The following is a 13,179-nucleotide window of genomic DNA, read 5'->3' on the forward strand; positions in this document are numbered from 1 at the left end:
CTTCAGGCCGCGGCGCGGCGCAGATGCTGACGCCAGAACCGGCGGCTGGCGCGGCTGAGGCGGTCGAGACAGAGGAACACCACCGGGGTGGTGAAGAGGGTCAGCACCTGGCTCAGGGCCAGGCCGCCAACGATGGTCAGGCCCAGGGGCTGGCGCAGGGCGTCGTCGCCGCCGCTGCCCAGCGCCAGCGGCAGGGCGCCGAAGAAGGCCGCCAGGGTGGTCATCAGGATCGGCCGGAATCTCAGCCGGCAGGCCTCGCGGATGGCGGCCTCGGGCGAGAGGCCGCGGTCGCGCTCGGCCACCAGGGCGAAGTCCACCAGCAGGATGGCGTTCTTCTTGACGATACCGATCAGCAGCAGGATGCCGATCAGGGCAATGAGGGTCAGCTGGGTGCCGGTCGCCAGCAGCAGCAACAGCGCGCCGACCCCGGCCGAGGGCAGGGTGGAGAGAATGGTCAGCGGATGGATGTAGCTCTCGTAGAGCATGCCCAGCACCAGGTAGATGGCCGCCAGGGCCGCGGCCACCAGCCAGGGAATCTGCGCGACCAGGGTGGCGAAGGCCTGGGCGGTGCCCTGGAAGCCGGACTGGATCTCCCGCGGCAGGCCGACCTTGATCAGCGCCGCCTGGATCGCCGCCTGGGCCTGCTCCAGGGAGACCCCGTCGGCCAGGTTGAAGGCCAGAGTGCTGGTAGCCATCTGGCCCTGGTGCGCCACCGCCAGGGGGGCGTTGCCGCCGGTGAAGCGGGCAAAGGCGGCGAGCGGGACCTGGGCGCCGCTGCCGGTGACCACGTACAGCTGCTTGAGCACCTCCGGGTCCTGGGTGTAGGCCGGTGCCAGCCCCAGCACCACGTGGTACTGGTTGAGGGTGCGATAGAGGGTAGCGACCTGGCGCTGGCTGAAGGCGTTGTCGAGGAAGGTATCGAGTTCCTTGACGGTCACCCCCAGGCGGATGGCCGCGGCGCGGTCGATCTCCAGACGGACTTCCTGGCCACCGTTCTGCGCATCGGAATCCACCCCGGTGAGTTCCGGCAGGGTCTTGAAGGCGGCTTCCACCCTGGGCGTCCAGGTGCGCAATTGGTCGAGGTCGTCGGCCTGCAGGCTGAACTGGTAGGTGGCATTGGCGCTGCGCCCACCGACGCGCAGATCCTGGGCCGGCATGAGGAACAGCTGGATGCCGGCGTGGCGGCTGCCGAGCTGGCTGAGGCGATTGGCGATCTGCTGGGCGCTGTCCTGGCGCTCGCCGTAGTCCTTGAGGCGGATGAAGAATTGCGCCGAGTTGCGCGAGCCGAACATGCCGCCGCCGGTGGAGGCCATCACCGCCGCCACGTCCGGATCGCGACGCAACCCGGCGGCGATTTCCTTCACATAGGGCGCCAGGGCCTGGTAGGAGATGCTCTGGTCGGCGCGGATGGCGCCGAGCACCACCCCGGTGTCCTGATCCGGAAAGAAGCCCTTGGGCACCACCACATAGAGATAGACGTTGAGCACCACGGTCAGCGCCAGGCTCGCCAGGGTCAGCAGCGGGTGCCGCAGGACCCAGTCCAGACCGCGCAGATAGCCGCCTTGCAGGTGCGCCAGACCGTGCTCGATCCATCGATAGAGCGCTGGCACCGGCGCCGTGGGCGAGCGCTCGCGCAGCACCCGCGCGCAGAGCATGGGGGTAAGGGTCAGCGACAGCAGCATGGAAATGACCAGGGCCACGCTGAGGGTCACGGCGAATTCGCGGAACAGCCGGCCGACGATGCCGCCCATGAGCAGCAGCGGGATGAACACGGCGATCAGCGACAGCGTCATCGACAGCACGGTAAAGGCCACCTCGCGACCGCCGATCAGCGCCGCGCGCAGCGGCCCGCGGCCCAGCTCGCGGTGGCGGGTGACGTTCTCCAGCACCACGATGGCGTCGTCCACCACGAAGCCGGTGGCGATGATCAGCGCCATCAGCGACAGGTTGTCCAGGCTGTAGTCGAGCAGGTACATGACCGCGCAGGTGCCGATCAGCGACAGTGGCAGGGCGACGGCGGGTACCAGGGTGGCCCGCAGGTCGCGCAGGAACAGGAACACCACCGCGATCACCAGCAGCACTGCCACCAGCAGGGTCTCCTCGGTGGAGTGCAGCGAGGCGCGGATGCTGGCGGAGCGGTCAATCACCGGGACCAGGTCCACGTCGCCCGGCACCAGGGCCTGCAGGACCGGCAGCTGGGCCTTGATGGCGTCCAGGGTCTGCAGCATGTTGGCGCCGGCCTGGCGGGTGACGCCGAGGGTCACCGAGGGCTGGCCGTTCAGCGAGCCGCTGACGTAGACGTCCTCGACCGTGGCATAGACCCGCGCCACGTCGCTCAGCCGCACCGCGGCGCCCTGCTGGTAGCCGACGATCAGCTGCGCATAGTCCGCCGCCTGCTCCAGCTGGCCGTTGCTCTCGATGGACCAGGTCTGGCCCGCGGCGTGCAGCACGCCCTTGGCGCCATGGGTGGTGGCATTGGCGATGGCCGTGCGCACGCTGTCCAGGGCGATGCCGGCATGGGCCAGTTGCTGGGGCTGCAGGTCGATGCGGATCGCCGGCAGCGAACTGCCGCGGATCGACACCTGGCCGACGCCCTGCACCTGGGCGATCTTCTGCTGCAGGATGCTCGACGCCAGGTCATAGAGTTCGCCGGGGCTGCGCGTCTTGGAGGTGAGCGCCAGCATCAGGATCGGCGATTCCGTGGGATTGGCCTTGCGATAGGTAGGCAGGCTGGGCATGCCGCTGGGCAGCAGGCTGCGGGCGGCGTTGATGCCGGCTTGGACGTCACGGGCGGCGCCGTCGATGTTGCGCGACAGGTCGAATTGCAGGATCAGGGTGGTGGAGCCCTGACTGCTGCTGGAGGTCAGCTCGGTGACTCCGGCGATCTGGCCGAGACTGCGCTCCAGCGGCGTGGCCACGGTGGCGGCCATGGTCTCGGGACTGGCGCCGGGTAGGCTGGCGCTTACCACGATGGTGGGGAAGTCCACCTTGGGCAGCGGCGCCACCGGCAAGCGGGCGTAGCCGAGCAGGCCGAGCAGCAGCACCGCCAGACTCAGCAACAGGGTGGCGATCGGCTTGAGCACGAACAGGCGGATGGGATTCATCGTCCGCCGCTCCGCTGCCAACGCCGTCCCAGCCGCTCGCCGAGGCTATCGAAGACCAGGTAGATCACCGGCGTGGTGTAGAGCGTCAGCACCTGGCTGACCAGCAGCCCGCCGACGATCACCAGCCCCAGCGGCCGGCGCAGCTCGGCGCCGGAGCCGCTGGCGAACATCAGCGGCAGGGCGCCGAGCAGGGCGGCCAGGGTGGTCATCAGGATGGGTCTCAGGCGCAGCAGGCAGGCGCGGTGGATGGCCGCCCGCGGCGCCAGGTGCAGTTGCTGGCGCCCCTCCAGGGCGAAGTCCACCATCATGATGGCGTTCTTCTTGACGATGCCGATCAGCAGCACCACCCCGATCAGGGCGATCAGGGAGAACTCGGTGCCGGTCAGCAACAACAGCAGCAGGGCGCCGATGGCCGCCGAGGGCAGTGTGGAGAGGATGGTCACCGGGTGGATGAAGCTCTCGTAGAGTACCCCCAGCACGATGTACATCACCACTACCGCGGCCAGGATCAGCCACAGGGTGTTGCCGGCCGCCTGCTGGAAGGCCTGGGCCGCGCCCTGGTACCTCAGGGTGACGCTGCTCGGTGCCTGGGCCTCGCTCAGGCACTGGGCGATGGCCTGTTGCGCCTGCTCCAGGGAATAGCCGTCGGCCAGGTTGAAGGACAGCGTCACCGCCGGGAATTGCCCCAGGCGCGTCAGCGCCAGGGCGCCGGGGCGCTGCTCGATACGGGCGATGTCGGTGAGGCGCACCAGGCCCGTGGGGCTGCTGCCGGTAGTTGTCGTACTGCTGCTACTGCTTGTGCTGCTGGTGCTGGTGCCGCTGGCCGTGGCGGTGGTCGCCGGCGCCAGATAGATGTCGCCGAAGGCCGCCGGGGTCTGCCGGAAGGCACCAGGCACCTGTAGCACCACCCGGTACTGGTTGGCCTGGGTGAAGATGGTGGAGATCAGGCGCTGGCCGAAGGCGTTGTAGAGCGCGGTGTCCACGTCGGCGGCGGTGATGCCGAAGCGCGCGGCGGCGGCGCGGTCCAGTTCCACCTGGGCGGTGAGGCCCTGGTCTTCCAAGTCGTCGAGCACGTCGCGCAGCTCCGGCCGTGCCTGCAGACGCAGCATCAGCCGCGGCAGCAGGGCGGCCAGCCGGGTGCCGTCGGCATCGTCGAGGGTGAACTGGTACTGGCTGGGCGTGAGCTGGTCGTCCACCGTCAGCTCCTGGTTGGCCACCAGGTCCAGGCGAATGCCGGCAACGCCTGCGGCGGCCTGCCTGAGGCGCTGGATAATGGCCGGCGCCCGCTCGCTGCGTTCGTCGAAGGGCTTGAGCTGGATCTGCAGGCGGCCCTGGTTGAGGGTGGCATTGCTGCCGTCGACGCCGAGGGTCGAGGTCACCGTGGCCACCGCCGGATCGGCCAGCACCCTTTGCACCAGCGCCTGCTGGCGGCGGGCCATGGCATCGAAGGAGACATCCTGGGAGGCACGGGTGAAACCGACGATCAGTCCAGTGTCTTCGCTGGGAAAGAAGCCCTTGGGCACCAGCAGATAGAGCAGGGCGGTCAGCGCCACGGTGGCCACGGCCACCAGCAGGGTCAGCCGCTGGTGATCCAGCACCACGCTCAGGGTGCGGTCGTAACCCGCCACCAGACGCCCGAATTGCCGCTCGCCCCAGCGCGCGAAGCGGCTCTGGCGCTCCGGCGGCACGTGCTGCAGCAGCCGGCTGCAAAGCATCGGGGTGAGCGTCAGGGAGACGAACATGGAGACCAGGATGGCCACCGCCAGGGTGATGGCGAATTCGCGGAACAGCCGTCCCACCACGTCGCCCATGAACAGCAGCGGGATCAGCACGGCGATCAGCGAGAAGGTCAGGGAAATGATGGTGAAGCCGATCTCCCGCGAACCGCGCAACGCCGCCTGCAGCGGCGGCTCGCCGTCTTCCAGGTGGCGGGCGATGTTCTCCACCACCACGATGGCGTCGTCGATGACGAAACCGGTGGCGATGGTCAGCGCCATCAACGTCAGGTTGTTCAGCGAGAAACCGGCCAGGTACAAGACGCCGAAGGTGCCCACCAGCGACAGCGGCACCGCCAGGCTGGGAATCAGGGTCGCGGTGAGGTTGCGCAGGAACAGGAAGGTCACCATCACCACCAGGGCAATGGACAGCAGCAACTCGAACTGCACGTCGGCAAGCGAGGCGCGGATGGTCTGGGTGCGGTCGGCCAGCACCGTCAGCTGCACGTTGTCGGGCAGGGCGGCCCGGAGCCTGGGCAACTGTTTCTGGATGGCGTCGACCACGCCGATGACGTTCGCCCCCGGTTGGCGCTGGATGTTGATGACGATGGCCGGACGACCGTTGGCGGTGGCCTGCAGATAGGCGTTTTCCGGTGCCTCCTCGACCGTGGCCACGTCCTTGAGGTGCAGGGCGGCGCCGTGCGCGTAGCTGAGCACCAGCTCGCCGTACTCGGCGGCGCTGCGCAACTGGTCGTTGGCGTCGATGGTGATGGAGTGGTCGGGGCCGTCGAAGCCGCCCTTGGAACCGTTGACGTTGGCGGCGTTGACCACCGTGTAGACGTCTTCCAGGGTCAGGCCGTGGGCGGCCAGGGCCTTGGGGTCGACATCGATGCGCACCGCCGGCTGCTGGCCGCCGGCCAGGCTCACCAGGCCGACCCCGGAGATCTGCGACAGCTTCAGCGCCAGGCGGGTGTTGACCAGGTCCTGCACCCGGGTCAGCGGCAGGCTGTCGGAGGTGGCGGCCAGGGTCAGCACCGGGGCGTCGGCGGGATTGACCTTCTTGTAGGTGGGCGGATTGGGCAGGTCGTCCGGCAGATAGCTGTTGGCAGCGTTGATCGCGGCCTGCACCTCCTGTTCGGCGACGTCCAGCGACAGGCTGAGGTCGAATTTTAGGGTAATAACCGAGGCGCCCGCCGAGCTGGTGGAGTACTGCTGCGCCAGGCCGGCCATCTGCCCCAGCTGGCGCTCCAGCGGCGCGGTCACGGCGGTGGCCAGCACCTTGGCGCTGGCGCCGGGATAGAGGGTGGTCACCTGGATGATGGGATAGTCGACCTCCGGCAGCGCCGAGATCGGCAGCAGGCGATAGCCGAGGAGGCCGGCGAACAGCACCGCCACCATCAGTAGCACCGTGGCCACCGGTCGCTGGATGAACAGCCGTGACGGATTCATCGGCGGGTATCCGCCGTCGGCGCGCCTTCCACGCGGACCTGGGCGCCGTCGCGCAGGTGGTCGATGCCACGGATGACCACCCGCTCATCGCCCGCGAGTCCCTGGGTGATGGCCAGCCGCTCGCCCAGCGCCGGTCCGGTGGTCACGCTGCGTCTTTGCACCCTGTCATCGGCGCCCACCACATAGACGAAGCTGCCGTCGCTGCCCAGCTGCACCGCGGCGGCGGAGACCACCACGGCGTTCTTCAGGGTGTCGGTCTGCAGGCGCACGTTGACGAACTGGTTGGGGTAGAGCTTTTCGTCCGGGTTGGCGAACACTGCCTTGAGCTTGAGGCTGCCGGTGCTGGTATCGATCTCGTTGCTGATGAACTTCAGCGCGCCCTTCGCCAGCGTCGTACCGTCCAGCTGGCCGAGCGCGGTGACCGGCAGCGCCTGGCCCTGGCGGACCTTGGGCAGCAGGCTGGCAAGCGTCGCCTGGGGCAGGCTGAAGGTCACGGCGATGGGATCGGTCTGGGTGATGCTGACGAGGCCGGTGGTGTCGCCGGCCGCCAGGTAGTTGCCCGGGTCCACCAGGCGCAGGCCGACATAGCCCTCCAGCGGTGCCGTGATGCGGGCGTACTGCAGATTCAGCTGGGCGGCGGCGATCTGCGCCTGGTCCGCCTGCACCGCGCCCTGGTACTGGCCCACGGTGGCGACCTGGGTATCCAGCTCCTGTTTGGCCAGGGAATCCTTGGCCACCAGCCGGCGGTAGCGCTCCAGGGTCAGCTGTGCACTCTTGAGCTGCGCCTGGTTCTGTGCCAGGTCACCGCGATATTGATCGAGGGTGGCCTGGTAGGGCCGCGGATCGATCTGTGCCAGGAGCTGGCCCTTCTTCACCCGCTGACCTTCGGTGAAGAACACCTGCTCCAGCTGACCGGCCACCCGGGTGGTCACCGTGACGCTGGCGTTGGCCACCACGGTGCCCAGGGCGGTGAGGGTGACCGGCACATCGGCATGCCCGGCCTGGCCCACCGCCACGGTGATCGGCTGGCCCTGTCCCGCGGCCGCGCCCCAGGCCCGGCCACCCTGGCTGCCATGCGCAGCGCTGCCGGCATCGGTCGAACGCCCGTGCAGCACCAGCCCCAGCGCCACGGCGGCACCGACCAAGACAACGACGACGAGAATGCGGGATTTCCTGCTCATGCCTGCCAGACCTGACTGAGATGGAAGTCAGGCTGCTGGGCAAATGTGCAGGAAATATGGAAAGGAGGTTCAGCCGCCCAGGTAGGTTGCGGCCGAGCGCAGCGAAGCCCAACGGCTCCGCTGACGTCTACCCCGCGTCAATCCAGGTCGGCCGCCGAATGCCGCTCGGCCACCTGCTCGCCGGGTTCACCCCAGGTGCGATTGACCCGCCGACCGCGCTGCACCGCCGGCCGGGCGGCGATGGCCTGGGCCCAGCGCTGCACGTGGGTATAGTCCTGCACCGCGAGGAATTCCGCGGCGTTGTACAACTGGCCCAGCACCAGGTTGCCGTACCAGCTCCAGATGGCGATGTCGGCGATGCCGTAGTCCTCGCCGGCCACGTAGCTGCGCTCGGCCAGCAGGCGGTCGAGCACATCGAGTTGGCGCTTGGCTTCCATGGCGTAGCGGTTGATGGGGTATTCGAGCTTTTCCGGCGCATAGGCATAGAAATGCCCGAAGCCGCCGCCGAGGAAGGGCGCCGAGCCCATCTGCCAGAACAGCCAGTTCAGCGTCTCGGTGCGACCGGCGTGATCCTTCGGGATGAAGGCGCCAAAGCTGCCGGCGAGATAGAGCAGGATGGCGCCGGACTCGAAGACGCGCAGCGGCTCGGCGCCGCGACGATCCACCAGGGCCGGGATCTTGGAATTCGGATTGATCTCGACGAAGCCGCTGGAAAATTGCTCGCCCTCGCTGATGCGGATCAGCCAAGCATCGTATTCGGCGTCGCCATGTCCGGCCGCCAGCAATTCCTCCAGCAGGATGGTCACCTTCATGCCGTTGGGCGTGCCCAGCGAATACAGCTGGAAGGGATGCTCGCCGACCGGCAGTTCCCTGTCGTGGGTCGGCCCGGCGATGGGGCGGTTGATGCTGGCGAAGTTGCCGCCGGAGGTGGTGGGGGTCCAGACGGGTGGGGGCGTGTAGGGTTCGCTCATGATGGCTCTGTCCTCGGTCGGCACGGATGGGTAGTTCGATCATAACCGAACTTTGCGCCAGGTCTGTTCAATGGTGCTCACGCTGGCAACAAACCGGATCCAGGATCGCCGCTCAGGCGTTCTGTTCGGTCAGGCGCTGTACCGTCAGGGTGCGGTACTGGCGCGGGGTCATGCCCTTGAGCTGGTGGAAGCGTCGATTAAAGTTGGAGATGTTGTTGAAGCCGGCCTCGAAGCAGATGTCGGTGACCGGCATGCTGCTGTGGGAGAGCATCTCGCAGGCCTTACTGATGCGCAGGCTGTTGACGAATTCGACGAAGGTGCGACCCGTGGCCTGGCGGAAGAAACGCGAGAAATAGGTCGGTGTCATGCCCAGGTGCTCGGCCACTTCTTCCTGGGTGAAATCACGCTGGTAGTGATCGAAGATGAAATTCAGCGCCCGGTTGGTGCGATCCACCGCCTGTTCGCTGGCCGTGGCCGGCTCGACGCTGCCCGACAGCAGCTGATAGCGCTCCGAGGTGGCCAGCGCCTCCATCAGCACCAGGAAATGGCCGAGTCGGGTGGCGCCGCCGCTCTCCGAAATCTGTTGCAGCAGTGCCTCGGCGCGGGCGATCAGCTGCGGATCCTGGAATTCGATGCCGTAGCGGGCGCGCTCCAGCAGCGGCGCCAGGCCGCTGAGTTCGGGAAACACCGCCGTGGCGTTGTCCACCGTCTCGTTGGTGAAGTTGACCAGCATGTCGCGCTTGGCCACCACCTCGCCCTCGGCGACGCGGCTGATCCAGTTGTGCGGCAGGTGCGGACCGGTAAGGAACAGGCTGCCCGGGTAGAAGTTGCCGATGTAGTCGCCGATGAAGGCGGTCCCCGAACTGGCCACGATCAGGTGCAGCTCGTATTCCTTGTGGAAATGCCAGCGCACCAGCGGGCAGGGAAAGCCATGCTCCCGATAGATCACCGAGTGACCGCTCAGGTCTTCCATCAACTCATAGGAAGGATTGCGCTTGCGCAGGGACTGACTCATGGGCGACCCGCCAATCGAGGTGGTCCTGATCCTGGCCCTGTTCGCCCTGGCGCGCAACCCCGCATCAGCCCACCCGCAGGATCACCGCCGCGCGCAGCTTGCCACGGCCGAAGCGACTCATCTTGTCGAACTCGGCGTGGGACACCGGGATGTGCTGGCAATCCAGTTCGCGGCGGTGCTGGCTGTGGTCGACATCGGGATCATGCAGGTAGACGAAGTCCTCGTCACAGTCGGTGACCAGCACCCAGTGCGGTCCCTTGGCCTTGGTCAGCCGGAAGGAGCTGATCAGCACCAGCGGAAAGGCGCCCTGGTTGACCCAGTGGGCGATGTCCAGGCGCGTCCGGTAGAGGCGCTCGATGGGCGACTGCTTGATCTCGGCGCTGAAGTCCTCGTGCACCAGGCGCATGACTTCCTTCTTTTCTTCGCTGCGCACGCCGTCGAGGAACAGAGGGCCCCGGGTATTGACCTGCAGCGTGACCCTGAAGCCCCGGCGCAGCGCGGCCAGGGCCAGGCCGTGGGGGCCGCAGCCGCCGTGCCCGGCGGTCATGTAGATGGTGGTGGCTTCGCGCCACAGCCGCAGTTCCTCGCGCCGCTCCAGCGGCCGGCCGGGCTGCAAGGCGCCCATGGCCATCAGCAGGCTGGCCGGACCGCAGGTGAAGTCGGTGGTCTGGCGATAGAAGGGCACCGGACGGGCCTGGCCTTCGCGCGGCTGGCGGATGCGCTTCTCGAAGCGCAGCGCCTGGCTGTGATCCTCGTAGTAGTCCTCCACCATGGCGAAGGGCAGATAGCCGTTGCGTTCATAGAGGGCGATGGCGGTTGCATTGTCCGGCCGGACTTCCAGGCGCAGGTAGGCGCAATCGCGCTCCACCGCTTCGGCTTCGGCAGCCTCCAGCAGGCGCTGGCCCAGGCGATGGCCGCGTGCCTCGGGATCGACGGCGATCGAATAGAGACGCGCCAGCGAGGTGTTCTGGTGGAACAGCACCAGGGCGTAGCCCGCCACCTGGCGATCGTTCTCCGCCAGGATCAGCACGGCGTTCGCCCGGGTGAGCATGTAGTGGAAATTGCGCCGGGAAAGGCGGTCATAGCTGAAGCAGCGCGCTTCCAGATCGACCAGCGCCGCCAGATCGTCCAGCCCGGCGGACCTGAGTGTGAAACTCATCGCGAAGGATTCTCCTGGAGCAGAGCGGGCAGCCTGGCATGGTTAAGCAACGGTTAATAGCACCCGCGTTACAACAGTTGGAGTGGTCCGGCGGCATCCGGGTTTCCGCCGGGACCACGCCCCGCAATCAGGAGGTCCAGTGAGCAAGCTGTATATCGTCGTGGAACGCAAGGAAGACTGGTCGTCCTACTATCCCAGCGAAGACGTCATCACCGCCCAGGAATACCTGGAGCAATCCAACGAACAGGACAATGGCAAACGCGTGCAGGTGATCAACCTCTGCCGCAGCCAGAAGTACCTCGGCCACGGCTACTACTGCTCGCTGCTCGCCGAAGCCCGGGGGCACAAGGTCATCCCCTCGGTGCGTACCATCAGCGAACTGGCGCGCAAGTCGCTCTATGGCCTGGCGCTGGAGGACCTGGACAAGCTGCTGACCAAGGCGCTGGCCGGCCATCCCTACGCCAGCGCCGACGGCTTCACCCTCACGCTCTATTTCGGCAATACCGACATCGCGCCCCTGCAGGATCTGGCGCGCCAGGTGTTCGAGGCCTTTCCCTGTCCACTGCTGCTGGTGGAATTCCGCCGCGACCGCGCGGGCTGGCACATCGGCGGCCTCAAGCTGGGCAGCATCCACAAGCTGCACGAACAGCAGGAAGATCAATTCGCCAACGCCCTCGACGGCTTCAGTCGCCGCGTCTGGCTCAAGCCGGGGCGGCGCGAAAAATACCGTTTCGACCTGGCCATCCTGCACGACCCCAAGGAAGCCTTTCCGCCGTCAGATGCCAAGGCGCTGAAGAATTTCGTGCGCGTCGGCAAGCACCTGGGGCTGGACGTGGAGCTGATCGAAAAAAAGGATTACGCACGGTTGGGTGAATTCGACGCCCTGTTCATCCGCGAGACCACCGCCATCGACCACCACACCTATCGCTTCGCCAAGAAGGCCGAAAGCGAGGGCCTGGTGGTGATGGACGATCCACGCTCCATCCTCAGATGCACCAACAAGGTCTACCTGGCGGACCTCCTGCGCGGCCACAAGCTGGACATGCCGGCGACCGAGATTCTCTACAAGGACAATCCCGGTCAACTCGAAGGCCTCGGCGAGCGCCTGGGTTTCCCGCTGGTGCTGAAGATCCCCGACGGCTCCTTTTCCCGCGGCGTCATCAAGGTCGAGGACGCGGCGCAGCTGCGCAAGGCCAGCGCCGAACTCTTCGAGCGCTCGGTGCTGCTGCTGGCCCAAGAGTTCTTCTACACCGAATACGACTGGCGCATCGGCGTGCTCAACCAGGAGCCGATCTTCGCCTGCCAGTACTTCATGTCCAAGGGGCACTGGCAGATCTACGACCACAGCGCCAGCGCCACCGAGGTCAGCGGCGATTTCCGTACCCTGGCGGTGCAGGACGCGCCCCATGCGGTGGTCGAGCTGGCGGTGCGCACCGCCAACCTGATCGGCGATGGTCTCTATGGCGTGGACCTCAAGCAGGCGGGCGACAAGCTGGCGGTGATCGAGGTCAACGACAATCCCAACATCGATTGCGGGGTCGAGGACCTGGTGCTCAAGGACGATCTCTACGCCCTGGTGCTGGAGGAATTCATCCGGCGGCTGGAGTCGCAGCGCGGCGGACAGCCCTGGTAACGCGCCAGGGTCGCGGAGGGGTAGGTTGGGTTGAGCGGAGCGAAGCCCAACAGTCCAGGCTGACTCCGCTATGTTGGGCTTCGACGGTAGAGCCGCCTCAGCCCAACCTACGGAAACGGGCTCAGGCGCCGTGGCACTTCTTGAATTTTTTCTCGCTGCCGCAGGGGCAGGGATCGTTGCGACCCACTTCCTTCAGCGGATTGCGCACCGGCTCCTGGGCCGGGCCATGATTGCAGTGCGGTCCATGCACATGATGCGCATGGCCATGATCGTGGTCATGGTCGTGATTGCAATCGGGACCGTGAACGTGTTGGTTCATCTCATAACTCCGGGATGTAGGCGCCAGGCACGAACTGCCCCTGGCGAGAAAAATGGACACTCCGTCCGAACAGCCAGCCGGTCTTGACCCGACCGCGCAACCGATAGTTGATCGGCTGGTTGGGGTCTTCCAGCATGCGACCGACGTCCTTCACGTAGCGCCACAGATTGGTCTGCACTGGCACCGAGAAGCTGCGCTGACCATTGGCTGGGACCGACGAATGCAGGTTGGCGGTGCCCTGGGACAGCAGCAGATCGTTCAGGTAGACCGTATAGGCCAGGTTGCGCACGGGCAGGGTGCTGTCGTTGGGATTCTGGACGCGGAAGTGCAGCACGAAGTCCTGGCTCCACAGCCGTGCGCGGATCAGCTCCACGCCGGTCAGTTCGACCTGGGGCTCCTCATAGTTGCGCCCGAAGTAGGTACAACCGCCAAGGCTGCTCAGCAGGACGCCGAGCAGGGTGATGAACAAGGCCTGGCGAAGCATGCGGCACTCCCGTTTTCTGCGCAGTTTAACAAGCACCGATTGCTGCACAAGTCGGGGCCGCTTCGGCACAGGCTAACAAAAAAACGCCTGGGCCAGGCGACCGTGCGGGCTGGACCACTCCGGCGCGACGTTGCATCCTGCAGCTCTTG

General features: G+C 66.7%; 9 protein-coding genes. 1 reads left to right on the top strand and 8 read right to left on the bottom strand.

Translation table 11 applies throughout. The features are described from left to right. Positions 1 to 2: 2 nt before the first annotated feature. From AABM56_RS07835 to AABM56_RS07860, 6 genes are all read right to left on the bottom strand, one after another. On the bottom strand, positions 3 to 3,104 hold the full coding sequence (locus AABM56_RS07835) for an efflux RND transporter permease subunit (protein ID WP_347883986.1): 3,102 nt from the start codon (positions 3,102 to 3,104) through the stop codon (positions 3 to 5). Further along, positions 3,101 to 6,268, bottom strand: a complete 3,168-nt coding sequence (locus AABM56_RS07840; RefSeq protein ID WP_347883987.1) for an efflux RND transporter permease subunit — start codon at positions 6,266 to 6,268, stop codon at positions 3,101 to 3,103. The genes AABM56_RS07835 and AABM56_RS07840 overlap by 4 nt, the downstream gene beginning before the upstream one ends. Further along, positions 6,265 to 7,449, bottom strand: coding sequence for an efflux RND transporter periplasmic adaptor subunit (locus AABM56_RS07845; protein ID WP_347883988.1), 1,185 nt, complete (start codon positions 7,447 to 7,449; stop codon positions 6,265 to 6,267). Before AABM56_RS07845 ends, AABM56_RS07840 begins: the two co-directional genes overlap by 4 nt. 137 nt (positions 7,450 to 7,586) lie before the next feature. Further along, positions 7,587 to 8,420, bottom strand: a complete 834-nt coding sequence (gene yghU / locus AABM56_RS07850) for a glutathione-dependent disulfide-bond oxidoreductase (protein WP_347883989.1) — start codon at positions 8,418 to 8,420, stop codon at positions 7,587 to 7,589. Between the two features lie 112 nt (positions 8,421 to 8,532). Beyond that, positions 8,533 to 9,435: an AraC family transcriptional regulator gene (locus AABM56_RS07855; RefSeq protein WP_027596884.1), complete on the bottom strand. Its 903-nt coding sequence runs from the start codon at positions 9,433 to 9,435 to the stop codon at positions 8,533 to 8,535. Between the two features lie 64 nt (positions 9,436 to 9,499). Next, complete coding sequence (locus AABM56_RS07860) at positions 9,500 to 10,594, bottom strand: GNAT family N-acetyltransferase/peptidase C39 family protein (protein ID WP_347883991.1); 1,095 nt, start codon at positions 10,592 to 10,594, stop codon at positions 9,500 to 9,502. Positions 10,595 to 10,733: 139 nt separating this feature from the next. Between AABM56_RS07860 and AABM56_RS07865 the strand changes: the two genes are divergently transcribed. Further along, the gene (locus tag AABM56_RS07865) at positions 10,734 to 12,227 is read left to right on the top strand and encodes a RimK family protein (protein ID WP_133859570.1); all 1,494 of its coding nucleotides are present in this window, start codon (positions 10,734 to 10,736) and stop codon (positions 12,225 to 12,227) included. Positions 12,228 to 12,348: 121 nt separating this feature from the next. Here the strand turns inward: AABM56_RS07865 and AABM56_RS07870 are convergent, their stop codons facing one another. Continuing rightward, positions 12,349 to 12,546, bottom strand: coding sequence for an SEC-C metal-binding domain-containing protein (locus AABM56_RS07870; RefSeq protein WP_007159125.1), 198 nt, complete (start codon positions 12,544 to 12,546; stop codon positions 12,349 to 12,351). Between the two features lies 1 nt (position 12,547). Then, positions 12,548 to 13,030 (bottom strand): LEA type 2 family protein, encoded by a 483-nt coding sequence (locus tag AABM56_RS07875; protein WP_133859569.1) that lies wholly within the window; start codon positions 13,028 to 13,030, stop codon positions 12,548 to 12,550. Positions 13,031 to 13,179: the final 149 nt, after the last annotated feature.

The sequence above is a fragment of the Pseudomonas aestiva genome, from assembly GCF_039908605.1.
Lineage (GTDB): Bacteria > Pseudomonadota > Gammaproteobacteria > Pseudomonadales > Pseudomonadaceae > Chryseomonas > Chryseomonas aestiva.

Bases quoted from the DNA above. Each gene is read 5' to 3' on its own strand.
- AABM56_RS07835 (WP_347883986.1), bottom strand. From the start codon at position 3,104: ATGAATCCCATCCGCCTGTTCGTGCTCAAGCCGATCGCCACCCTGTTG.
- AABM56_RS07840 (WP_347883987.1), bottom strand. From the start codon at position 6,268: ATGAATCCGTCACGGCTGTTCATCCAGCGACCGGTGGCCACGGTGCTA.
- AABM56_RS07845 (WP_347883988.1), bottom strand. From the start codon at position 7,449: ATGAGCAGGAAATCCCGCATTCTCGTCGTCGTTGTCTTGGTCGGTGCC.
- yghU (WP_347883989.1), bottom strand. From the start codon at position 8,420: ATGAGCGAACCCTACACGCCCCCACCCGTCTGGACCCCCACCACCTCC.
- AABM56_RS07855 (WP_027596884.1), bottom strand. From the start codon at position 9,435: ATGAGTCAGTCCCTGCGCAAGCGCAATCCTTCCTATGAGTTGATGGAA.
- AABM56_RS07860 (WP_347883991.1), bottom strand. From the start codon at position 10,594: ATGAGTTTCACACTCAGGTCCGCCGGGCTGGACGATCTGGCGGCGCTG.
- AABM56_RS07870 (WP_007159125.1), bottom strand. From the start codon at position 12,546: ATGAACCAACACGTTCACGGTCCCGATTGCAATCACGACCATGACCAC.
- AABM56_RS07875 (WP_133859569.1), bottom strand. From the start codon at position 13,030: ATGCTTCGCCAGGCCTTGTTCATCACCCTGCTCGGCGTCCTGCTGAGC.